The following is a 22,324-nucleotide window of genomic DNA, read 5'->3' as shown; positions in this document are numbered from 1 at the left end:
CCGCTCGGTGCGGTGCTGTCGGGTTACGGGGACGGGACTGCGGGCGAGGAAGCGGCAGAGGTGGCGGCGGCGCGTGCGGAGGCCGCGTCGTCGGCGCCCAGAGCGGCCTCGGCGATGCGCCGCGCGTCGCCGGCGGTGTGCTGGGCGAGGCTGCGACGGACGTCGGAGAGCGCGGCGGGCGCCATCGACAGGGAGCCGATGCCGAGCCCGACGAGGACGACGGCGAGCAGCGGATCCGCGGCCGCCTCGCCGCAGACGCCGACCGGCTTTCCGAGCGCGGCGCCGGCGCGGCCGACCTCGGCGACCAGACGCAGCACGGCCGGGTGCCAGGGATCCTGGAAGGACGCGACGGATCCGAGCAGGCGGTCGGCGGCCATCGTGTACTGGGTCAGGTCGTTCGTGCCGATCGACGCGAAGTCGGCGTGCGTCAGCAGCCGGTCCGCGAGCAGGGCGCACGCCGGCACCTCGACCATCACGCCGGCCGTGCGCAGCCCGAACTCGCGGGCGAGCGCGGTGAAGTACACGGTCTCCTCGACGGTCGTGACCATGGGCGCCATCACCCAGAGGTCGGCCTCGGTCTCGGCGTCCGCCTCGGCGAGGGCCGTCAGCTGCTCGCGGAGGATGTCCTCGCTCGCCCGCAGGGCACGCAGGCCGCGCAGTCCGAGCGCCGGGTTCTCCTCGTGCGCGTCGTTGAGGAACGGCAGCGGCTTGTCGGCGCCGGCGTCGAGCACTCGCACGACGACCTTCTTGCCCGAGAACGCCGCGAGCAGCTCGCGGTACGCCTCGCGCTGCGCCGACACGGTCGGCGCGTGGGTGGCGGACAGGAACAGGAATTCGGTGCGGAACAGACCGACGCCCTCCGCGCCGCGGGCGACGGCGTCCGCCGCGTCGGCGGGCTTGCCGAGGTTGGCGAGCAGCGCGACGGGGGTGCCGTCGGCGAGGGCGCCCGGGGTCGGCGGCGCCGTGTCGGCGGCCTGCCGGTCGGCGGCGCGCGCGGCCGCCCGCTCGAGGGCTGCGGCGTCAGGGTCGGTGCTGACCGTGCCCGAGGCCGCATCCACGATCACGGTCTCGTCGTCGGCGAGGGCGTCGGCGCCGGCCGCGCCCACGACGGCCACGATGCCCTTCTCGCGGGCGAGGATCGCGGTGTGCGAGGTCGGGCCGCCGTCCGTGGTGATCAGCGCGAGCACTTTGTCCAGGTCGAGCAGCGCGGTGTCGGCGGGCGCGAGATCCCGGGCGACCAGCACGAACGGGTGCCCCGGGTCGGGGACGCCGGGGGCCGGCACTCCGCGCAGCCGTGCAAGCACCCGCTGGGCGATGTCGTCCAGATCGGCCGCGCGCTCGCCGAGGTACCCGCCGACCGCCTCGAGCGATGCCCGGAAGCCGGCGAAGGCGTCGTGCACCGCCCACTCGGCCGTGGATCCGGCAACGATCCGCTCCTCCACCTCGTCGGCGAGCGTGGGATCCTCGGCGATCATCGCCTGAGCCTCGAGCACCTCCTGCGCCGAGCCGGTGACGGACTCGGCGCGACGGTTCAGATCGGCGGCGACGTCCGCGATCGCCTCCTGCGCCCTCACGCGCTCGGCGTCGGCGCCGACGGTGCTGGGGGTGTCGTCCGGCGCGGGCAGGGCCTCGGCCATGCGGCGCACCGGACCGGTGGCGACGCCCTGGCCGATCCCGACGCCTCGGATCTCGGCCATCAGGCGACGCCCTCATCGTGATCGGTGGCGAGCAGGTCGGCGAGGGTGTCCAGGGCCGTCTCCGCGCCCTCGCCCTCGGCGGTGAGCGTCGCATAGTCGCCCTGCTCGAAGCCGAGGGCGATCACGCCGAGGATGCTCGCGGCGTTCACGACCTTGCCGGAGTCCTTCGCGATCGTCACCGGGATGCCTGTGCCCTTCGCCGCCTGCGCGAAGATCTTCGCGGGGCGGGCGTGCAGCCCATGGGATGAGCCGATGCGGACGGTGCGGGTCAACGCGGTCATGGCGTTCCTTTCGGTGCGGTGCTGTCGGCGGTGCCGGCCGGCGCGGTGCCGGGCTCGGCGAGATGGGTCTGCACGAGGGCGTGGATGCGCACCCCGTCGAGGTCGGTGAAGGCGTCCTCGGTGAGCACGACCACGCGAGCACGCGGGGCTCGGCGGGCGATGTCGGCACGGCGGTCGGCGATGTGCGGCCCCACCAGGACGAGATCGGCGAACGGGTCCACGGCGTCGAGGGGAGCTGCGGCGACGTCCCAGTCGGAACCCGCCGCGATCGCGGCCCTGCGCAGCCGCGCAGCGACGAAGGTGCTGGAGGCACCGGCGCCGCAGATGACTTGGATCCTCATCGATTCGTCCCTTCTGCGATCATCTTCGGCCGAGGGCGGGAGCGCCGGCCACCAGGATCTCTTCCGCCGGGGCGGAACGCGCGTTCCGCCCCGGACCCGCCCGATGCCTGGCATCATGAGGGTGTCCGTGCGGAGCACGGGACGGCGAAGGGACAACGGGTGTCGAGTCGACGGCAGGATCGGCTGCTCAGCGCGCTGCTGCGGGAGGATTCCTGGGTGGCCGGCCCCCGGCTGGCCGATCTGCTCGGCGTCACGCCCCGCAGCGTCCGCGCGTACGTCACCGCGGTGAACGCGCGGGTGCCGGACGGCGATGCGGTCGTCTCCGGATCGGCTGGCTATCGCGCCGGCGCCTCGGCGCGGGCCGCGCTCGCGACCCGGACCGAAGCGGGATCGACGCCGCGTGCCCGCCTGCACACCCTGGTGCGGTCGCTGCTGGACGAGGAGGGCGGGATCGACGTCTTCGACACGGCCGACCGGCTGCATGTCAGCGAGGCGACGCTGGAGGCCGACCTGGCCCGGGTGCGGTCCCTGCTCGACGGCACGCGGCTGGCCCTCGAGCGGGACAGGGATGTCGTGCGGCTGCGCGGAACCGAGCGGGATCAGCGCCGACTGCTCAGCACCCTCGCGCACGATGAGATGGACGCGGCGGACTTCCCGGTGGATCCGTTCCGCCTTGCACTCGACACCGGCGCGATCTCTGCGGAGCAGCTGGCGCCGCTCAAGGCCGCGCTGGTGGCGGGCCTGGGTGAGCTCGGCTACTACGTGAACGAGCTGGCGATCGGCGATGTGCTGCTGCACATCGTGATCGCGTCGGACCGGGTCCTGGCGGGCCGGGAGCTGGACGGCGCGGAACCCGCGACCGACGGCGCGGACGAGGGGACGGATCCGGTCGCCCGGATGATCGGGCGGCTCTGCCGGGAACAGCTGGGCGTCGACCTGGGTGCGGGGGACCTCGCCCATCTCGCCCGGCTGGTGCTGACCCGGATCGTGACGCCGGGCGGGACGGATCCGGCGGCGCTCGCCCGCGCCGGACTCGACGCCCAGATCGAGGCGGCCGTGCGCGCCGCGGTCGTGCGGGCGTCGGCGGACTACCAGGTCGACCTCGCCGACGACGCGTTCATCCTCCGCCTCGCCCTGCACGTGCAGAACCTGCTCCGCCGCGCGCAGGAGGAATCGCACGCCCGCAACCCGCTGACCCGGTCGCTGAAGGCGGCCTATCCGATGATCTTCGAGGTCGCCGTGTCGGTGGTGAGCGAACTGCGGGAGCGGCTCGGGCTGCGCGTCGACGACGACGAGATCGCCTACGTGGCCATGCACATCGGCGGCCGGCTGGAGCGCAGCCGACGCGCGGAGACCTTGCTCACGGCCACGATCGTGTGCCCCGGCTACTACGAGCTGCACGAGGTGCTCCGCTCCCGCGTGGACCGCTCCCTCGGCCAGGGGATCGAGGTCGTGCGGGTCGTCACGGCGATGGATCCGAGCGCGTCGGAGATCGACACCGACCTGGTGCTGAGCACCGTGCCGTTGCCGGCCGCGGCCGAGCGGACCGTGCTGATCCAGCCGTTCCTGACCGAGGCGGATGTGGAGCGGGTGCAGCAGTCCGCGGCCCGGCTGCGCCGCGCGCGCCGGCTGGCCCGGCTGCGCGAGGAACTGTCCCGCTACCTCTCCGAGGACGCCTACGTGCAGCCTCTGCCCGACCTCGGCGAGGAGGCGATCATCCGGCTGCTCGGGGGACGCCTGGTCGAGTCGGGTCTGATCGACGAGGAGTACATCGAGAACACGATCCGGCGCGAGCGGCTCTCCTCGACCGCGTTCAGCGACGCGCTCGCCGTGCCGCACGCGCTGCAGATGACGGCGCGGCGCACCGCCATCGCAGTCGGGGTCGCGGCGGGGTCGGTCGCCTGGGGGAGCGGGCGGGTGCAGGTGGTCGCGCTCGCCGCGTTCAGCGAACAGGATCGCGACGCGTTCCAGACCGTGTTCGAGCAGCTCGTCGAGGTGTTCGGCGAGGGTGAGAGCGTGCAGCGGATCGTGCGGCGGGGGGCGAGCTTCGTCGGCTTCTTGGACGAGCTCGTCGCCGTCATCGACGGCTGACGGTCTCAGCCGTCGAGCACTCGGGCCAGCGCGTCCAGCAGCGCCTCCGCGCCCGGCCCCTCGGCCGTGAGCACGACCTCGTCACCGGGGACGAGTGCGAGATCCATCACGGCCAGCACGCTGCCGAGGTCGACGCGGCGGCCCTCGGCCGTGGCCAGGCCGACCGGCCCCTCGTGCGCCATCGCCAGCCGCACCAGCTCCGCGACGGGGCGGGCATGCGCCCCGCCCTCGGCGCGGATCACGACGGAGCGGCTCGCCACGGTCAGCTCAGGCGCGCCAGCAGCTCGCGGATCGAGGCGTCGAGGCCGGCGACGGCCGTGCGGGCGGCCTCGGCGGACTCCGCGCGCACGTCCAGATACACCTTGAGCTTCGGCTCGGTGCCGCTCGGCCGCACGATCACCCGCGAACCGTCGGCGAGACGGTAGCGCAGCACGTCCCCCGCCGGAGCGTCGCCGCCCGCGGTGAGCAGATCCTCCACCACGGCGACGGCGCTCTCGCCGAACGCGGCGGGAGGATCCTGCCGCAGCGCTGCCATGATCTGCGCGATCACAGAGACGTCCTCGACGCGGATCGAGACCTGCCCGCTCGCGTAGCTGCCGATCTCGCGGGCGAGCTCATCGAGCAGATCCGCGATCGTCGCATCGCGCCCGCGGGCCTCGGCGGCCAGCCCCAGCAGGGCGATCGCCGCGGAGATGCCGTCCTTGTCGCGCACGGTCTCGGGGTTCACCAGATAGCCGAGGGCCTCCTCGAAGCCGAACGCGATGCCGGGGGCGCGGGAGATCCACTTGAAGCCGGTGAGGGTCTCATGGAAGTCCAGACCGTACCGCTCGGCGATCGCGCGCAGGGCGGGGGACGACACCAGCGAGCACGCGAGCGACGTGCCCGGGGCGGCAGGTCCCGCCGCCGTGGCCGCGCGGGCGGCGCGCCAGCCCAGCAGCAGGCCGACCTCGTTGCCCGTGAGCCGGCGCCAGCCGCCCTCGGCGGACGGATCCGGGATGCCGACCGCGAGCCGGTCCGCGTCGGGGTCGTTCGCGATCACGAGCTCGGCGCCGAGCGTGCGCGCCTTCGCGAACGCGAGGTCCATCGCGCCAGGCTCCTCCGGGTTGGGGAACGAGACGGTGCGGAAGGTCGGATCCGGATCGCGCTGCTCGCTCACCGTCCACGGCGCCGGGTATCCGGCCGCGCCGAGGATGCGCGAGAACGTGTCCCAGCCGACGCCGTGCATGGCCGTGTACACCCAGCGCAGCCCTGCCGTGCCGAGCGGAGCGGGGGCGACGGCGGCCGTGGCGGCGACGTACGCGTCCACGATGTCCTCACCGGCGGTCGCGTACACCGTCGAGCGCGGGATGCCCAGGACATCGCCCTGCTCGGCCACACGCTCGATGTGGGCGGCGATCTCGGCGTCCGCGGGCGCGACGATCTGCGATCCCGCATCCGCGCCGCCGAGGTACACCTTGTAGCCGTTGTCGTTCGGCGGGTTGTGGCTCGCGGTCACCATCACGCCGGCGTCGGCGCCCAGGTGCCGCACGGCGAAGGCGAGCACCGGGGTCGGCAGCAGCCGCGGCAGCAGGATCGCACGCAGGCCGGCACCCGCGAAGATCTCGGCGGAGTCGGTCGCGAAGACGCGCGAGTTCTTGCGGCCGTCGTAGCCGATCACGACGGCGGGGACCGTGCCCGGCGCGGCCTTCTCGCTCAGGTACGCGGCGAATCCGGCGGCGGCCTGCGCCACCAGCACGCGGTTCATCCGGTTCGATCCGGCGGCGAGCTCGCCGCGCAGGCCCGCCGTGCCGAAGGCGAGGCGAGTGGCGAACCGGTCCTCGAGGTCGGCGATCGCGGCCGCGTCGCCGGAACCCGCCCGGGTGATGATCCCGGCGAGCTCGTCGCGGGTCTCCGGATCCGGATCCTGCCGCAGCCAGGCGCGCGCCTCGTCGAGCCGCGCGGCCTCGTGCCCGCTCACAGGGCGCCGATCACACGGGCCAGCAGCGCAGAGATCACGGGCTCGGCGAGCTGCCCGGCCTCGATCACCTCCGCGTGGCTGAGCGGGGTGGTCTGGATGCCGGCGGCGAGGTTGGTGATGAGCGAGAAGCCCAGCACCTCCATGCCGGCCTCGCGAGCGGCGATCGCCTCGAGCGCGGTCGACATGCCGACGATGTGGCCGCCGATGGTCTTCGCCATCTGCACTTCTGCCGGGGTCTCGTAGTGCGGACCGCGGAACTGCGTGTAGACGCCCTCATCGAGGGTCGGATCGATCGTGCGGGCCAGATCCCGCAGGCGCCTGCTGTACAGGTCGGTGAGATCGACGAAGTTCGCGCCCTCCAGCGGCGAGTCCGCGGTGAGGTTGAGGTGGTCGCTGATCAGCACCGGCTGGCCCGGCTTCCAGGTCTCCCGGATGCCGCCCGCCCCATTGGTGAGGACCATCGTCTTGGCGCCGGTCGCGGCCGCCGTGCGCACGCTGTGCACGACCCGACGCACGCCGTGGTTCTCGTAGTAGTGCGTGCGTGCGCCGATCACCAGGACGTTCTTGCCGTCGGGGGTGACGATGCTGCGGAGCGTTCCGACGTGGCCCTCCAGGGCGGGCTTCGAGAAGCCGGTGACCTCGGTCGCGGGGATCGTCGCGACGGTCTCGCCGATGAGCTCGGCGGCCTTGCCCCAGCCGGACCCCAGGGTGACGGCGATGTCGTGGTGGTCGACGCCCGTGAGCCGGTGGATGTCGGATGCGGCCTCAGCGGCGATCGCGAAGGGGTCGGCGCTCGGGTCGTCGAGGGGGTGGTTCCAGTCAGCCATGAGATCGAGGATACGGCCCCCGGCCTGGCACGGGCGAGGCGGGCGCGGATGAGCGCACCCGCGGGCGGATCCCGTGCGACCGCGCCGACGCGAGGGATGCGGAAGAATGGAGGCATGACCCTGATGTTCGAGCGCTCTCAGCGCGTCGCCGTGCTCGGTGGCGGTCCCGGTGGTTACGAGGCAGCGCTCGCCGCGGCCCAGCTCGGCGCGGAGGTGACGCTCGTCGAGCGCGTGGGCGTCGGCGGATCCGCCGTGCTCACCGATGTGGTGCCGTCCAAGAGCCTGATCGCCACGGCCGATGCCGCGGTCGCCATCGCGGAGGCGTCGGATCTGGGCGTGCAGTTCTACGCCAAGGGCGGGGAGGGCAAGCCGCTCAAGCCGGAGATCGCGATCAACCTCGCCGCCGTGAACAAGCGCCTGATGGCGCTCGCCGGGCAGCAGTCCGAGGACATGCGCACCACGCTGCTGGAAGCGGGCGTGACCATCCTCTCGGGGCACGGACGGCTGGACGGGCCGGACGCGATCGTGGTGTCCACCTCCCAGGACGGCACCGACTTCGACCGCATCGAGGCCGACACCCTCATCGTCGCCGTCGGCGCGTCGCCGCGCGAGCTCGACTCCGCGAAGCCGGACGGCGAGCGGATCCTCACCTGGACGCAGCTGTACGACATGAAGACCCTGCCCGAGCACCTCATCGTGGTCGGATCCGGCGTCACCGGCGCCGAGTTCGCTTCGGCCTACATGAACCTCGGCGCCAAGGTCACCCTCGTCTCCAGCCGCGACCAGGTGCTCCCCGGCGAGGACCAGGACGCGGCGAAGGTGCTCGAGCGCGTGTTCAAGCGCGGCGGCATGCAGGTGCTCTCCAAGTCCCGCGCCGACAAGGTCGAGCGCACCGAGACCGGGGTCACCGTCACCCTGTCCGACGGACGCACCATCGACGGCAGCCACTGCCTGATGGCGGTCGGATCCATCCCGAACACCGCGGGCATCGGGCTCGAGGACGTGGGCGTCGAACTCACCGGCTCCGGCCACATCCGCGTCAATCGCGTCGCGCGCACCTCGGTCTCGAACATCTACGCCGTCGGCGACTGCACGAACTTCTTCCCGCTCGCCTCCGTCGCGTCGATGCAGGGGCGCACGGCGGTGTTCCACGCGCTCGGCGACATCGTGATCCCGCTGGAGAAGCTCAAGATCACCGCCAACATCTTCACCGCCCCGGAGATCGCCACGATCGGGTTCTCCGAGAAGGACATCGAGGACGGGATCGCCGACGGCATCGCGTACAAGCTCCCGCTCGCCGCGAACCCGCGGGCGAAGATGCAGGGGATCCGTGACGGCTTCGTGAAGATCCTCGCCCGCAAGGGATCCGGGACCGTGATCGGCGCCGTGATCGTCGCCCCCCGCGCCTCCGAGCTGATCTACCCGCTCGCGATCGCCGTCGAGCGCCGGCTGAACGTGGACCAGGTCTCGCGCGTGTTCGCCGCCTACCCGTCGATCACCAGCAGCATCACCGACGCCACCCGGGCGATGCACCAGGTCTACATCGCCAAGTAGGTCCCGCACGTCGACGAAGCGGCGCTCCTCCTCGGGAGGGGCGCCGCTTCGTCGTTCAGATCCGCGTCAGCTGATCGTGAGGAGCTGGTGGCCGGCCGAGACCGTGGATCCGGCGGCGGCGTTGATGTTGCCGATCACGCCGTCCTTGTGGGCCTGCAGCGGCTGCTCCATCTTCATCGCCTCGAGCACGACGACCAGGTCGCCCTTGACGACCTGCTGCCCGTCCTCGACCGCGATCTTGACGATCGTGGCCTGCATCGGCGACTTCACCGCATCGCCGGACGCGCCGGAGTTCACGGTCTTGGCGTGACTGCGCCGCGACGGCGGCACCGCGGCGGGGCGGCCACCGGTGCCGACCACGGACGCCGCCACCCGGTCGGGCAGGCTGACCTCAAGGCGCTTGCCGGCGACCTCGACGACGACGGTGTGCCGGCCCTTCGGCTCGGGAGCCGCCTCCAGCTCGCCGTCCCAGGCGGGGATGTCGTTCACGAACTCGGTCTCGATCCAGCGCGTGTAGACGCCGAACACGCCGTCCTCCGCGGTGAAGGCCGGGTCGTTCACGACCTTGCGGTGGAAGGGCAGGACGGTCGGCAGGCCAGAGATCTCGAACTCTTCCAGGGCGCGGCGCGAGCGCTCCAGCGCCTGGGCGCGATCCTTGCCCGTCACGATGATCTTGGCGAGCAGCGAGTCGAACGCGCCGGAGACCTCGTCGCCCGCGGTGACCCCGGAGTCGAGGCGGATCCCCGGGCCGCCGAACGTCTTGAACACGTGCACCGGCCCGGGCTGCGGCAGGAAGCCCCGGCCGGGGTCCTCGCCGTTGATCCGGAACTCGATCGAGTGCCCCTGCGGGGTCGGATCGTCGTAGTCGATGGTTCCGCCCGCGGCGATGCGGAACTGCTCGCGGACCAGATCGATCCCGGTGACCTCCTCGGAGACCGGGTGCTCGACCTGCAGGCGGGTGTTCACCTCGAGGAAGGACACGGTGCCGTCGGCGCCGATCAGGAACTCGCAGGTGCCGGCGCCGACGTAGCCGACCTCTTTGAGGATGGCCTTGGACGCGGAGTACAGCAGCGCGTTCTGCTCGTCGGTGAGGAAGGGAGCCGGGGCCTCCTCGACGAGCTTCTGGTGGCGGCGCTGCAGCGAGCAGTCGCGCGTGGAGATCACCACGACGTTGCCCTCGGCATCGGCCAGGCACTGGGTCTCGACGTGACGCGGCTTGTCGAGGTACTTCTCCACGAAGCACTCGCCGCGGCCGAAGGCGGTGACCGCCTCGCGGGTCGCGGACTCGAACATCTCGGCGACCTCGCCCAGCTCGCGGGCGACCTTGAGGCCGCGTCCGCCGCCGCCGTACGCGGCCTTGATCGCGATGGGCAGGCCCACCTCCTCGGCGAAGGCGACGACCTCGGCGGCCGTCTCCACGGGGCCGGGGGTGCCGGGGGCGAGCGGCGCGCCCACCTTCTCGGCGACGTGGCGCGCGGTGACCTTGTCCCCCAGGGCCTCGATGGCCTCCGGGGACGGGCCGATCCACACCATTCCGGCGCCGATCACGGCGCGGGCGAATGCGGAGTTCTCGGCGAGGAACCCGTATCCCGGGTGCACCGCGTCGGCGCCGGCGCGGCGGGCCACGGACAGGATCTTATCGATCTGCAGGTAGGTCTCGGCGCTGGTCGCGCCGTCGAGGGCGTACGCCTCGTCGGCGAGGCGCGTGTGCATCGCGTCCCGGTCCTGGTCGGCGTAGACGGCGACGGAGGAGAGACCGGAGTCGCGCGCGGCGCGGATGATGCGGACGGCGATCTCGCCGCGGTTGGCGACGAGCACCTTGGCGATGGCAGGCATGAGTGTCAGCCTATCGACAGCGCCCCCGATATTTTTGACCACTCTCCACAAGAATCCACGCGAAGCACGTGCGGGATCCGACGAGAGATCGGTGATCAGGCCGAAGCGGGGAGCGCGTTCCAGAGGTCCGTCCAGCGGATCCCGAGCCGGCCGGCCAGATGCCGGAGCGTGGACAGCGACATCCCCACCACGGTGGACGGATCCCCGTCCACGCGCTCGATGAAGGCGCCGCCGAGGCTGTCCACGGTGAACGCTCCGGCGACCTGCAGCGGTTCTCCGCTGGCCACGTACGCGTCGATCTCGGCATCGTCGATGTCGGCGGCGAACGTCACCGACGCCTCCGCGACCGCGTGCTCCTCCCGATCCGGCGCCCCAGGGCTCACTCGGATCACGCTGTGCCCGGAGTGCAGCACGCCGGTGCGGCCGCGCATGTCGTGCCAGCGGGCGATCGCGCGCTCGGGCAGATGCGGCTTGCCGTGCACCGCGCCGTCGAGCTCGAACATCGAATCGCCGCCGATCACGATGCCGTCGAAATCGGGGTGATCCGCACGGATCCGTCCCACCACGTCGGCGGCCTTGGCGCGGCCGAGCAGCAGCACGACCTCCTGCGGGGTGAGCACCCGTCCGCGGCGCTCCGCCTCGGCGGCGGCGACCGCGTCCTCGTCCACGTCGGGCGAGACGCACAGCGGCTCGATGCCGCTCTGCCGGAGCAGGGCGAGGCGGGCGGGCGAGGTGGAGGCCAGGCAGACGCGCATCCCCTCACGCTAGCGGGCGCGGGCAGGCCTCCGCGCAGGTTGCGAGATGCCGGGTCTGGGATGATCAGGGGATGACCGACCCTTCGACAGGCCCAGGGACCGACGCGTCCGCCGGCCCGCTCCTCGATCTCGACGTGACCGCGATCGCGCACGGCGGCGTCTTCGTCGCCCGGCACGAGGGCAGGGTGGTGTTCGTCGCCGACGCGATCCCGGGGGAGCGGGTGCGGGCGCGGGTGACGGATCCGGTCCCTTCGACAGGCTCGGAGACGGGGAACGGCGCCGCCGACAAGAGGTCGTTCTGGCGGGCCGAGACGGTCGAGGTGCTCGACGCCTCCCCGCATCGCCGACCGCACGTGTGGGCCGAGGCCGACGTCTCCCGCCCACCTGAGCAGCGCCCGGGCGGCGCCGACCTCGGCCACATCGAGATCGGGCATCAGCGCGCGCTGAAGCGACAGGTGCTGCAGGAGGCGCTGGATCGCTTCGCCGGTGGCGGCATCGCCGCCCCCGAGGTCGAGGCCACCGGCACGGACGAGAACTGGCGCACCAGGGTCACGCTGCACGTCGACGCCGAGCACCGGATCGGGCCGTACGCGGCCCGCAGCCACCGGGTCGTTCCCGTCGCCGAGCACGTGCTGGCCCGCCCCGCGATCGACGCCGCCGCGCGCGCCCTGGGCGATCTCCCCGAGGGGCGCATCGAGCTGGTGGAACCGGCCGACGGACAGGTGCGTTTCCTGGTGCGGCCGGAATCCGAGCGGTTCTCCCGGAAGGATCGCCGGGGCCCGCGCCGTGGCAGGCCCACGCCGGAGACGGTCATCGAGCGCGTCGGCGGCCGTGAGTTCCAGCTCGACGTCGACGGCTTCTGGCAGATCCACCCGGACGCCGCGGCGCTGCTCGACGGCGCCGTCGCCGACCTGCTGCAGGGATCCGTCGCTCCTGAGGCCGAGCATCTGGACCTGTACGGCGGGGTCGGCCTCTTCGCGGCGACGCTCGCGCGCCTGGGTGCCCGCAAGATCACGACGGTCGAATCCTCACCGCGCGCGACCCGGCACGCGGTCGAGAACCTCCGCGACGTCGATGTGACGGCGGTCACGGCCCGCGTGGATCGGTACCTGCGGGCCGGCGACGCGGGCCCGCAGAACGTCGCCGGCGGCGCCGTGATCCTCGATCCGCCCCGCTCCGGGGCCGGACGGGCGGTCGTCGAGGACGTCGCGGCGCTGGATCCGGCGGCCATCGTCTACGTCGCCTGCGATCCGGTCGCCCTCGCCCGCGACCTCGCGACCTTCCGCGGGCTCGGCTACGAACCCCGTCGGATGCGCGCCCTCGACCTGTTCCCGCATTCGCACCACCTCGAGACGGTGGCGCTGCTGTCCCGGTGACGGCGGCTTCTCGGTGCGACCGTGCGGGATAGGGTGAGAGCGTGAGCAGCGTAGCCCTGATCGACGACCACGAGTCGGTCCGTCTCGGACTCGCGGCGGCGCTCGAGCGGGCATCCTTCGATGTCGTGTTCGCAGGGGCCGGCGTCGCCGAGTACCTCGACGCACGTCGACGTGTCACCGCCGTGCCCGCCGACGTCGTCCTGCTCGATCTCACGCTCGGCGACGGCACCACGGTCACGGAGAACGTCACCCGCCTCGTGGCGGACGGATCCAGCGTGGTCATCCACAGCGTCGCCGATCGCCCTGCCGCCGTGCGCGAGGCGCTGGCAGCCGGTGCCGCGGGCGTCATCAGCAAGTCCTCGCCGCTGGACGACGTGATCGCGGCCGTGCGCACGGTCGCGCGCGGTGAGGCGCTGAACAACGTGGAGTGGGCCAACGCGGTCGACGGCGACACCGCCTTCGCCGACGCGCAGCTGTCGACGCGGGAGCGCGAGGTGCTCCGGCTGTACGCGACGGGCCTGCCGCTCAAGGTCGTGGCGGAGCGGCTCGGCGTCGCCTACTCGACCGCCAAGGAGAACATCACCCGGATCAGGGTCAAGTACGTCGACGTCGGGCGCCCTGCGCCGACGAAGGTCGACCTGCTGCGGCGCGCGATGGAGGACGGCATCGTGAACACGTCGCAGGAGGATCCGCAGGGTGTCGGCTGAGCTGTCGCCGGCGGAACGGCATGTCGGCTGATCAGGGCCTCCGCGAGGCGTGGGAGAGGATCCCGACGCCCGGCGAGGTCGGGCAGGAACTGGAACGCTTCGCCGGACGGCGGATCGAGCGGATCATCGCCATCGTCGTGGGCGTCGGAGCGCTCGCGCTCGGCACGCAGGCGCTGATCAACGCGCTGGTCAAGATGACCGTGCCCGATCTGCCGCACCTGAGCATGACGGCGCTCGTGTTCGTCCCCTGGCTCGTGATGCTGGCCTGCTGCGCGATCGGGCGGGGCGTGCGCGTCGCGGCGGGGGTGTTCTTCGTCACCTACATCGTCGTGCTCGCGCTGTGGCCGTTCGTCGCGAGCCGGGGCCCGAGGGTGATCCCGGGCGATCAGCCGTGGATCTTCTTCCTGGTGAACGTCGCAGGAGTGGCCGCGGTGGTCGCCTTCCCGCTCGGCGTGCAGATCACCTGGGCGCTGATCGGACCGTTCCTGTACGGACTCGTCCGGCTGATCCAGGGAGGGTTCCGGCCGGAGTTCTGGATCGTCACCGCCTTCGACGTCTCGTTCACGCTGATCCTCGGCCTGGTGCTCGTCGCCCTCGGCTGGATGTTCCGGTCGGTCGCGAAGGGCGTCGACGAAGCCCGGGGGCGCGCTGTCACGCTGTACACCGAGGCGGCGTCGGCGGAGGCCGTGGAGCACGAGCGGGTCGCGGTCGCCGCGCTCATGCATGACAGCGTGCTCGCGGCGCTGATCGCCGCCGAGCGCGCCGACACCGATCGTGCGCGCATCCTCGCCGTCGAGATGGCGCGCGAGGCGCTGACCCGCCTGGCCAACGCCGAGGCGCCCGCGCAGGAGGGCAGCGACGAGCCGGTGCAGATCGAGCTGATCGCGGAGGATCTGCGTGTCACCGTGGCGCAGCTCGGCGTACCGGTCGACGTCGAGCGGTACGGCCACGGCGCCGTCCCCGACCGCGTGGCACGGGCGATGGCGCTCGCCGCGCGGCAGGCGATCGGCAACGCGGTCACGCACGCCGCGGGCCGGGGCCTCGCGATCGTGGTCGAGGGCCACGGCGACACGGGGCTCACGGTCAAAGTCAGCGACACCGGCGGCGGATTCGACCCGTCGTCGGTGGGCGCGGACCGTCTCGGGATCCGCGCGTCGATCCTCGCCCGGATGGCGGCCGTGGGGGGCGTCGCGACGATCGACTCCGACCGGCGCGGCACCGTGGTCACGCTGGGATGGTCGCAGTCATGAGGCTCACCGTCCGCATCGTCGCGACCGTGCTCGCGCTGATCTTCTCGCTGTATTTCGCGGCCAGGGCGCTGTGGTGGACCTCGCCGCCCGCGCGGCCGATCCTGATGCTGCTGGCGGTGCTGATCTTCCTGGCGACGATCACGGTGATCGCGGTGTCCGGATCCAGCCGGCGCACTCTCATGCCGCGCTGGGCTGCCGCGGCTGCCCTGGTCGCGGCGATCGCGATTCCGGAGCTCACCAATCTCGGGCTGGAACCGAGGTCACTGCGTGCCCCCTACGCGACCTGGTACATCGGATCGGTCGGCCTGATCGGGGTCGTCTGCATCGTGCGCCGCAGGCCCGTCGTCGGATGGGCGGTGCTCGGTGTGCTCACGGTCTCGTCGATGGCCTGGATCGGACTCCCCGACGCCCTCGGGCTCGGACTCGTCGGGTCGGCCGTGTGGATGGTCGTCGCCCAGCTGCTGGTCGCGTTCTGGGGTCGCGCCGTGCGCGACACGGATCGGCTGGCGCAGATCCAGCAGGCAGCCTCGGCCTGGCAGGCGACGCAGATCGTGCGCCAGCGCGAGCGCCGCGAGCGGGTGCAGTACGCACTGCACGTCGCGGGGCCGAGCCTCAGCAGGGTCATCGAGAAGCGCGGGAACCTCTCCGAGGGGGAGCGTCGCACCGCGCACCTGGCGGAGGGGCGGCTCCGCGACGAGATCCGCGGCGGCGAACTGCTCAACGAGCGTGCCCGGGAGGCGATCGAGAGGGCGCGCGCGCGGGGGGCCTCGGTCACCGTCTTCGACGACGGGGGGCTGAACGGGCTGGACGAGTCGGTCAAGGAGCGGATCCGTGCGGAGCTGGCAGACGTGCTGGCGGACTCCTCCTCGGCCCGGCTCATCATCCGCGCACCCAAGGACGAGCGCATCGCCGTGACGGTCGTGGGCCGCTCGGCCGCGGGGGAGTCCTCCGACGAGGACTCCGTCGAGCTGTGGCGCGAAATCCCGCGCGACGCCCCTCCCGGTCCCTGAGCCGGGCAAAAGGAAGGGCGAGGGGTGGCGAAGCCGCCTACCCCTCGCCATGTGCGGAACGGTTACCCGAAAACCGTCCGCGGAGACCGGAGATCGTCTGCCTACCCTGTGGCAGAGATCCGGCCGAACGCGAAGCGTTGCAAGTAAGAGTCTTCCGCTCCGCAAGACCGATGTCTGTAGGTATTTTGGGGGACAAATTCGGACTCGGGTGAAAATCCTGTCGCGGGCTCCCGTGGCCGGTGATCCTGCTCAGCCCGAGAAGCGTCCCCACGGGACATCGCGGCGCAGCGGAGTGCGCAGGCCGCGCTGGTTGCGCTGCCAGACCGACACCTGCTTGTGCACCGCGACCGCGTCGGCCTCCTCGGCGACATACGCTTCGGAGAGCACGGCGATGAGAGCGGCCAGCTCCTCCTCGGACGCGGAACCCCCCAGCACCTGGATCTCGACCGACGCGGCCGCCTGGTCCGCGCTCACAGCGGGATGTTCCCGTGCTTCTTCGGGGGCAGCTCCGCGCGCTTGCCGCGGAGGGCCCGCAGCGCCTTCGCGATCGAGACGCGGGTGTTCGCCGGCTCGATGATGCCGTCGATCTCGCCGCGCTCGGCGGCGAGGAAGGGCGAGGTCACGCTGTACGTGTACTCGTTGGCGAGCCGGGTGCGCACGGCGGCGACGTCCTCCCCGGCCTCCTCGGCGCGCTTGATCTCGCCGCGGTAGAGGATGTTGACGGCGCCCTGGCCGCCCATCACGGCGATCTCCGCCGTCGGCCAGGCGAGGTTCACATCGGCGCCCAGCTGCTTGGAGCCCATCACGATGTAGGCGCCGCCGTAGGCCTTGCGCAGGATCACGGTCACCAAAGGGACCGTGGCCTCCGCGTACGCGTAGATGAGCTTTGCGCCGCGGCGGATCACGCCGGTCCACTCCTGGTCGGTGCCCGGCAGGTACCCGGGGACATCCACGAGTGTGACGATCGGGATCGAGAACGCGTCGCAGAAGCGCACGAAGCGGCTGGCCTTCTCGCCGGCCTCGATGTTCAGCGTGCCCGCCATCTGCGAGGGCTGGTTCGCGATGATTCCGACGGAGCGGCCCTCGACACGGCCGAATCCGATCACGATGTTCGGTGCGAACAGCGGCTGCACCTCGAGGAACTCCGCGTCGTCGACGACGTGCTCGATGACCGTGTGGATGTCGTAGGGCTGGTTCGCGGAGTCGGGGATCAGCGTGTTGAGGGTGCGGTCCGCGTCCGTCGTCTCGAACTCGAAGCTGCTGGAGTAGGTCGGCAGCTCGGCCATGTTGTTGTCCGGCAGGAAGCCGAGCAGCGTGCGCGCGTAGTCGATCGCGTCGTCCTCGTCCTCGGCGAGGTAGTGCGCGACGCCGGAGCGGGTGTTGTGGGTGTAGGCGCCGCCGAGCTCCTCCATGCCGACGTCCTCGCCGGTCACGGTCTTGATCACGTCGGGGCCGGTGACGAACATCTGGCTGGTCTTGTCGACCATGATCACGAAGTCGGTGAGGGCCGGTCCGTACACGGCACCGCCCGCGGCCGGGCCCATGATGATCGAGATCTGCGGGATCACGCCGGACGAGCGCGTGTTCGCGCGGAAGATCTCGCCGTACTTGCTGAGCGCGAGCACGCCCTCCTGGATCCGCGCGCCGCCGGAGTCGAGGATGCCGATGATCGGCACCCCGCTGCGCAGCGCGAACTCCATGATCTTGATGATCTTGTCGCCGGAGACCTCGCCGAGCGATCCGCCGAACGTCGTGAAGTCCTGCGAGTAGACCGCGATCGTGCGGCCGTTGATCGTGCCGACGCCGGTGACGACGGAGTCGCCGTAGGGGCGGTTCTTGTCCATCCCGAACGCGGTGGTGCGGTGCCGCACGTACTCGTCGAACTCGACGAAGCTGCCCGGGTCGACGAGCAGCTCGATGCGCTCGCGGGCGGTCATCTTGCCCTTGGCGTGCTGCTTCTGCTGGGCGGCGGCCTCCGGCGCGACGACGGCCGCGTCGTAGCGGGCGCGGAGGTCGGCGATCTTGCCGGCGGTCGTGTAGAGGTCAGGCGTGTCCGTCACGGTTTCCACATTAGCGCCGGGGCCGCAGCGCCCGTTGGATGCCCGGCACAACGGGATCGGCGATCCTCTGTGCGGACCCTCTGTGCACCGCTCGCTCACGCGGCCCCGTGGGGTGGCACGGCTAGGGTGACCGGATGAGCTTCCCGCACAGCACCGCGGCCGCCGCCCGTCTCGGGATCCTCGCCTCCACGGGATCCACGAATGCCGATCTGCGCGCGCACGCGGATGACCCGGCGGGGTGGCCGCACCTGTCCGCGATCCTCACCGAGGACCAGGTCGCGGGCCGGGGCCGGCTGGATCGGGTCTGGACCGCGCCGGCCGGATCGGCTGTCGCTCTGTCCGTGCTGCTGCGTGTTCCCGGGATCCCCGTCGCGGAGCGGGGGTGGATCCCGCTCGCCGCCGGGCTCGCGATGTCCGAGGCGGTCGCCGCGCAGCTGCCCGAGCGGCAGGTCGGAGTGAAATGGCCCAACGACGTGCTCGTCGCCGGCCGCAAGATCAGCGGGATCCTCGCGGAGGCGACCGGATCCGACACCGTGATCGTCGGATCCGGGGTGAACACGGCGATGACCGCCGCGCAGCTCCCCGTGCCGACGGCGACGTCGTTCGCCGTCGAGGGCGTCGAGGTCGACATCGATCTGCTCGTCGCGGGCTACCTCGCCCGGCTGGACGCGTGGATCGCCCGCCTCGACGAGCACGGATCTGCGGTCGCGAGCGGCCTCCGCGACGCGGTCGCCGCGCGCTGTCTGACCCTCGGGCAGAGCGTGCGCGTCGTGCTGCCCGGCGGCGCGGAGCTGGTCGGTGAGGCGACAGGACTCGGCGAGGACGGCTGCCTGCTGGTCACGGCCGACGGCGCCGAGCATCGGATCGCCGCCGGAGACATCGTGCACCTGCGGCCCGCCTGACGTTCGCCCGTCTCTTCCGGCACTCGTCCGCCCAGCGTCCGGACGGCGGCGCCGACTACCCTGGGAGGGACATGGCGCATCTGCTCGGGGCCGAAGGCCTCCACCTCGAATTCCCCACCCGCATCGTCTTCGACTCGATCACCCTCGGGATCGAGGAGGGCGATCGGATCGGCATCGTCGGCCGCAACGGCGACGGCAAGTCCAGCCTGCTCGCGATGCTGGCCGGCCGGCTCGAACCCGACGCGGGACGCGTGACCCGGCGCGGCGGCACGACGATCGGCGTGCTCGATCAGGCCGACGTGCTGGATGACGCGCTCACCGTGGGCCAGGCCATCGTCGGCGGGGCCGCCGAGCACGAATGGGCGGGCGACGCGAAGGTGCGCGATGTCATCGACGGCCTCGTCCGCGACCTGGACTGGGATGCGTCGGTCGCGGATCTGTCCGGCGGGCAGCGCCGCCGTGTCGCGCTCGCGCAGCTGCTGGCGGGCGACTGGGACATCGTGGCGCTCGACGAGCCCACCAACCACCTCGACGTCGAGGCCATCACCTGGCTCGCAGCGCACCTGCGCAGGCGCTGGCCGGCGAACCAGGGCGCGCTCATGGTCGTCACGCACGACCGCTGGTTCCTCGACGAGGTGTGCACCGAGACCTGGGAGGTGCACGACCGGATCGTCGAGCCCTTCGAGGGCGGCTATGCGGCGTACATCCTGCAGCGCGTCGAACGCGACCGGATGGCGGCGGCGAGCGAGGCGAAGCGTCAGAACGTCGCCCGCAAGGAGCTGGCATGGCTGCGCCGAGGTGCGCCCGCGCGCACCTCGAAGCCGAAGTTCCGCATCGACGCCGCGAACGAGCTCATCGCCGACGTGCCCGAGATCCGCGACCGCATCGCCCTGCAGTCGCTCGCCGTGGCTCGCCTCGGCAAGGAGGTCGTCGACCTCATCGATGCCGGCGTGACCTTCCCCGCGACGGGATCCCGGCCGGACCGGGAGGTGCTGCGCGACGTCGAATGGCGAATCGCACCGGGCGAGCGCACCGGGATCCTCGGGGTCAACGGCGCAGGCAAGTCGACGCTGCTCGGCCTCGTCGCCGGGACCGTCGCGCCGACCGCGGGCCGGGTCAAGCACGGCAAGACCGTGCAGGTGCGCACGCTCACGCAGCGCCTCGACGAGCTGCAGGAGGTCTGGGACGAGCCGGTCCGGGTCGTGATCGGCCGGCTGCGCACGTCCTACACGCTGGGCACCGGATCCAAGGCGGCCGACCTCACTCCCGGACAGCTGCTGGAGCGCCTCGGCTTCTCCTCGGCCCAGCTGTCCACGCCGGTGAAGGACCTCTCCGGCGGGCAGCAGCGCCGGCTGCAGCTGCTGCTCGTGCTGCTCGATCAGCCGAACGTGCTGATCCTCGACGAGCCCACGAACGACATGGACACCGACATGCTCGCCGCGATCGAGGACCTCCTGGACTCCTGGCCGGGCACCCTCCTCGTGGTCAGCCACGACCGGTACTTCCTGGAGCGCGTCACGGACCAGCAGTTCGCGATCCTCGGCGGGCGGCTGCGGCACCTCCCGGGCGGCGTGGACGAGTACCTGCGGCTGCGCGAACGCGAGGACGCGACGGCGAAGGGGATCGCCGGATCCGGATCCGTCCTGCCCGCGGCGGCGGGATCGGGATCGGGGTCGGGATCCGGAGAGCCCGCGCTCGCGGGGGCGGAGCGGCGCACGGCCGAGAAGGAACTCGCAGCCCTCGAACGGCGCATGCAGAAGCTCGCCCAGCAGATCGACGCCGCGAAGCGCTCTCTGGCCGACCACGACCAGGCCGACTACGCCGGCCTGGGGGAGCGGATGAAGAAGATCGCCGCGCAGGAAACAGAGGTGGAGGAGCTCGAACTGCGCTGGTTCGAACTCACCGAGCAGCTGGGGTGATCGCGCGCCCGCCGGTCAGTGCGTGTGCTGCAACGGCGTTGCGCGTGTTGCGATGGCACGGAAGAATGCCTGCATGACTCCTCCGCACACCCCCGCGCTGATCGCGATCGGCGAGACCATGGCAGTGGTCGCCCCCCTCGACGCCGCACCGCTGCTCGATGCCCGCGTCGTGCGGCTCGGCGTCGGCGGCGCCGAGTCGAATGTGGCGGGGCACGTCGCCGCGCTCGGCGGATCCGCCGCCTGGGTGAGCGCTCTCGGCGACGACGTGCTCGGCCGACGGGTGCACCGCGAGGTCGCGGCGCTGGGCGTCGACACCCGCTGGGTGGCGGTCGACAGATCGGCTCCCACGGGCGTCTATTTCAAGGATCCGAGTCGCGGTGTCAGCTACTACCGGGCGGGTTCGGCGGCCTCGCGGATGACTCCGTCGACGCTCGCGCCCGTGCCGCTCGAGGACGCGCAGATCGTGCACATCTCCGGGATCACGCCCGCCCTCTCCGCGGCCTGCGCGGCGATGATCGAGTCGGTGATCGCCCGCGTCGCCGGCAGCGGGGCGCTGCTCAGCTTCGATGTGAACCACCGGCTGCCGCTGTGGTCGGTGGCCGAGGCGGCGCCGGTGCTGCGCGGCATCGCGAACCGCGCCGACGTCGTCTTCGTGGGGCGCGACGAGGCCGAGACGCTGTGGGGATGCCGCACACCCGACGACGTGCGCGAGATCCTTCCCGCTCCGTCGCGGCTGATCGTCAAAGACGGTGACGTCGGCGCGACCGAGTTCACCGCGCAGGGCACCGTCTTCGTCCCCGCGATCCCGACCGAGGTGGTGGAGGCGGTCGGCGCCGGCGATGCGTTCGCCGGCGGCTACCTGGCAGGGCTGCTGCGCGGGCGGAGCGCGCGCGAATGCCTTCAGGAGGGGCACGAGCGGGCTCACCTCGTGCTCCAGTCCACGAACGACGGCATCGCGGTCGCCGACATCGCTACGGTGGAGCGATGACATCGGGATCCGAGGCAGGTGCGACGCGGTCGAGACTGCTCGCGGCCGCCGCGGACGAGATCATCCAGCGCGGCTATTCCGGAGCTTCGCTGTCGCGGATCGGCGAGCGGATCGGCCTGACCAAGGGCGCGTTCAGCCGTCACTTCCCGACCAAGGACACGCTGGTCGACGCGATCGCGGAACGCTCCGCCGAAGCCTCCTCCGGTGTGCTGGCCGCGGCGGAGGCGGCATTCCCGTCCAGCCCGATCCGATCCTGCATCCTCGTCATCGGGGGGCTCGCGGCGTCCGCACGCACGGATCCCGTGCTCGCGGCCGCGGTCCTGCTCTTCCAGGATCCCTCCGTCGATACGGCGCGTATCGCGCCCTTCCGCGCGACGCTCGCGGAGATGCTGCTGACCTGCCTGCGCGGCGCGGTCGCGCGTGAGGGGTACACGCTGACGATGTCGCTCGACGACTCGGTCCAGTTCATCATCGTGGTGCTGACCGGGATCCTGTCCTCCCTCCGGTTCGCGGACACCTACGAGCCGCATCAGGAACCGCTCTTCGTGCAGGCGATGCTCATCGGCATCGGGATCCCGGACGCGGCGGAGGTCATCTCCGACGCGATGCGCCTGCTCGGCGGCTGAGCGTCCGGAAGACGGCTTTGCGCTGATCGCCGCGGTTCGGTACGCTCACAAGGGGGGGCGTAGACGATCGTCTATCGTTTCACTGGGGATCGCGGCCGTCGCCATCGAACAGGGGATTCGATGGCGACGGACGCTGTGGTCGGCGAT

20 protein-coding genes are annotated in these 22,324 nt (G+C 72.0%); 10 read left to right on the top strand and 10 right to left on the bottom strand.

Annotated features, from left to right (window positions below):
* Positions 1-23: 23 nt before the first annotated feature.
* The 3 genes from ptsP to ABD882_RS00325 are packed head-to-tail and all read right to left on the bottom strand — an operon-like array spanning position 24 to position 2,319.
* Positions 24-1,697: a phosphoenolpyruvate--protein phosphotransferase gene (gene ptsP, locus ABD882_RS00335; protein WP_345183198.1), complete on the bottom strand. Its 1,674-nt coding sequence runs from the start codon at positions 1,695-1,697 to the stop codon at positions 24-26.
* Positions 1,697-1,978 carry an HPr family phosphocarrier protein gene (locus tag ABD882_RS00330; protein ID WP_345183196.1) on the bottom strand — a complete coding sequence of 94 codons (282 nt, stop codon included), beginning with the start codon at positions 1,976-1,978 and terminating at the stop codon, positions 1,697-1,699. The genes ptsP and ABD882_RS00330 overlap by 1 nt, the downstream gene beginning before the upstream one ends.
* A complete protein-coding gene (locus tag ABD882_RS00325) occupies positions 1,975-2,319 on the bottom strand; it encodes a hypothetical protein (protein ID WP_345183194.1) in 345 nt (114 codons plus the stop codon). The genes ABD882_RS00330 and ABD882_RS00325 overlap by 4 nt, the downstream gene beginning before the upstream one ends.
* Positions 2,320-2,478: 159 nt before the next feature.
* Between ABD882_RS00325 and ABD882_RS00320 the strand changes: the two genes are divergently transcribed.
* Positions 2,479-4,410 (top strand): BglG family transcription antiterminator, encoded by a 1,932-nt coding sequence (locus tag ABD882_RS00320; RefSeq protein ID WP_345183192.1) that lies wholly within the window; start codon positions 2,479-2,481, stop codon positions 4,408-4,410.
* Positions 4,411-4,415: 5 nt separating this feature from the next.
* Here the strand turns inward: ABD882_RS00320 and ABD882_RS00315 are convergent, their stop codons facing one another.
* From ABD882_RS00315 to ABD882_RS00305, 3 genes are read right to left on the bottom strand one after another with little or no spacing between them, the layout of a single operon-like run.
* The gene (locus ABD882_RS00315) at positions 4,416-4,670 is read right to left on the bottom strand and encodes an HPr family phosphocarrier protein (protein WP_345183190.1); all 255 of its coding nucleotides are present in this window, start codon (positions 4,668-4,670) and stop codon (positions 4,416-4,418) included.
* Between the two features lie 2 nt (positions 4,671-4,672).
* Entirely contained in the window at positions 4,673-6,367 is a 1,695-nt protein-coding gene (locus ABD882_RS00310) for a phospho-sugar mutase (RefSeq protein WP_345183186.1), read from the bottom strand.
* The gene (locus tag ABD882_RS00305; protein WP_345183184.1) at positions 6,364-7,194 is read right to left on the bottom strand and encodes a purine-nucleoside phosphorylase; all 831 of its coding nucleotides are present in this window, start codon (positions 7,192-7,194) and stop codon (positions 6,364-6,366) included. Before ABD882_RS00305 ends, ABD882_RS00310 begins: the two co-directional genes overlap by 4 nt.
* Before the next feature lie 114 nt (positions 7,195-7,308).
* Here ABD882_RS00305 and ABD882_RS00300 point away from each other — a divergent pair, with 114 nt between their 5' ends.
* A complete protein-coding gene (locus ABD882_RS00300; RefSeq protein WP_345183182.1) occupies positions 7,309-8,748 on the top strand; it encodes an NAD(P)H-quinone dehydrogenase in 1,440 nt (479 codons plus the stop codon).
* A gap of 66 nt (positions 8,749-8,814) precedes the next feature.
* Here the strand turns inward: ABD882_RS00300 and ABD882_RS00295 are convergent, their stop codons facing one another.
* Both ABD882_RS00295 and ABD882_RS00290 read right to left on the bottom strand, forming a co-directional pair.
* Positions 8,815-10,584, bottom strand: coding sequence for an acetyl/propionyl/methylcrotonyl-CoA carboxylase subunit alpha (locus ABD882_RS00295; protein WP_345183180.1), 1,770 nt, complete (start codon positions 10,582-10,584; stop codon positions 8,815-8,817).
* 95 nt (positions 10,585-10,679) lie between these two features.
* A complete protein-coding gene (locus ABD882_RS00290; RefSeq protein ID WP_345183178.1) occupies positions 10,680-11,339 on the bottom strand; it encodes a Maf family protein in 660 nt (219 codons plus the stop codon).
* A gap of 71 nt (positions 11,340-11,410) precedes the next feature.
* On the opposite strand from ABD882_RS00290, the gene ABD882_RS00285 reads away from it, so the two are divergent.
* From ABD882_RS00285 to ABD882_RS00270, 4 genes are read left to right on the top strand one after another with little or no spacing between them, the layout of a single operon-like run.
* On the top strand, positions 11,411-12,715 hold the full coding sequence (locus ABD882_RS00285) for a class I SAM-dependent RNA methyltransferase (protein WP_345183175.1): 1,305 nt from the start codon (positions 11,411-11,413) through the stop codon (positions 12,713-12,715).
* Positions 12,716-12,756: 41 nt separating this feature from the next.
* Positions 12,757-13,422, top strand: a complete 666-nt coding sequence (locus ABD882_RS00280) for a response regulator (RefSeq protein WP_345183173.1) — start codon at positions 12,757-12,759, stop codon at positions 13,420-13,422.
* Between the two features lie 20 nt (positions 13,423-13,442).
* Positions 13,443-14,672, top strand: a complete 1,230-nt coding sequence (locus tag ABD882_RS00275) for a sensor histidine kinase (protein WP_345183171.1) — start codon at positions 13,443-13,445, stop codon at positions 14,670-14,672.
* Positions 14,669-15,682, top strand: a complete 1,014-nt coding sequence (locus ABD882_RS00270) for a hypothetical protein (protein ID WP_345183169.1) — start codon at positions 14,669-14,671, stop codon at positions 15,680-15,682. The genes ABD882_RS00275 and ABD882_RS00270 overlap by 4 nt, the downstream gene beginning before the upstream one ends.
* Positions 15,683-15,931: 249 nt before the next feature.
* Here ABD882_RS00270 and ABD882_RS00265 read toward each other — a convergent pair whose 3' ends face one another.
* Both ABD882_RS00265 and ABD882_RS00260 read right to left on the bottom strand, forming a co-directional pair.
* Entirely contained in the window at positions 15,932-16,156 is a 225-nt protein-coding gene (locus tag ABD882_RS00265; protein WP_345183167.1) for an acyl-CoA carboxylase subunit epsilon, read from the bottom strand.
* On the bottom strand, positions 16,153-17,742 hold the full coding sequence (locus tag ABD882_RS00260) for an acyl-CoA carboxylase subunit beta (protein ID WP_425563304.1): 1,590 nt from the start codon (positions 17,740-17,742) through the stop codon (positions 16,153-16,155). Before ABD882_RS00260 ends, ABD882_RS00265 begins: the two co-directional genes overlap by 4 nt.
* Before the next feature lie 134 nt (positions 17,743-17,876).
* Here ABD882_RS00260 and ABD882_RS00255 point away from each other — a divergent pair, with 134 nt between their 5' ends.
* The 4 genes from ABD882_RS00255 to ABD882_RS00240 all read left to right on the top strand — a co-directional run bounded on the left by ABD882_RS00255 (position 17,877) and on the right by ABD882_RS00240 (position 22,177).
* Positions 17,877-18,644, top strand: a complete 768-nt coding sequence (locus ABD882_RS00255) for a biotin--[acetyl-CoA-carboxylase] ligase (protein ID WP_345183163.1) — start codon at positions 17,877-17,879, stop codon at positions 18,642-18,644.
* A gap of 71 nt (positions 18,645-18,715) precedes the next feature.
* Positions 18,716-20,563, top strand: coding sequence for an ABC-F family ATP-binding cassette domain-containing protein (locus ABD882_RS00250; protein WP_345183160.1), 1,848 nt, complete (start codon positions 18,716-18,718; stop codon positions 20,561-20,563).
* A gap of 73 nt (positions 20,564-20,636) precedes the next feature.
* On the top strand, positions 20,637-21,551 hold the full coding sequence (locus ABD882_RS00245) for a sugar kinase (protein ID WP_345183158.1): 915 nt from the start codon (positions 20,637-20,639) through the stop codon (positions 21,549-21,551).
* Entirely contained in the window at positions 21,548-22,177 is a 630-nt protein-coding gene (locus ABD882_RS00240) for a TetR family transcriptional regulator (protein WP_345183156.1), read from the top strand. The genes ABD882_RS00245 and ABD882_RS00240 overlap by 4 nt, the downstream gene beginning before the upstream one ends.
* The last annotated feature ends 147 nt before the right edge of the window (positions 22,178-22,324 follow it).

The sequence above is a fragment of the Microbacterium panaciterrae genome, from assembly GCF_039541635.1.
In the GTDB taxonomy this organism is placed as follows: domain Bacteria; phylum Actinomycetota; class Actinomycetes; order Actinomycetales; family Microbacteriaceae; genus Microbacterium; species Microbacterium panaciterrae.
Note: the sequence above shows the minus strand (reverse complement) of the source record. Positions and strands in the feature narration are given on the sequence as shown.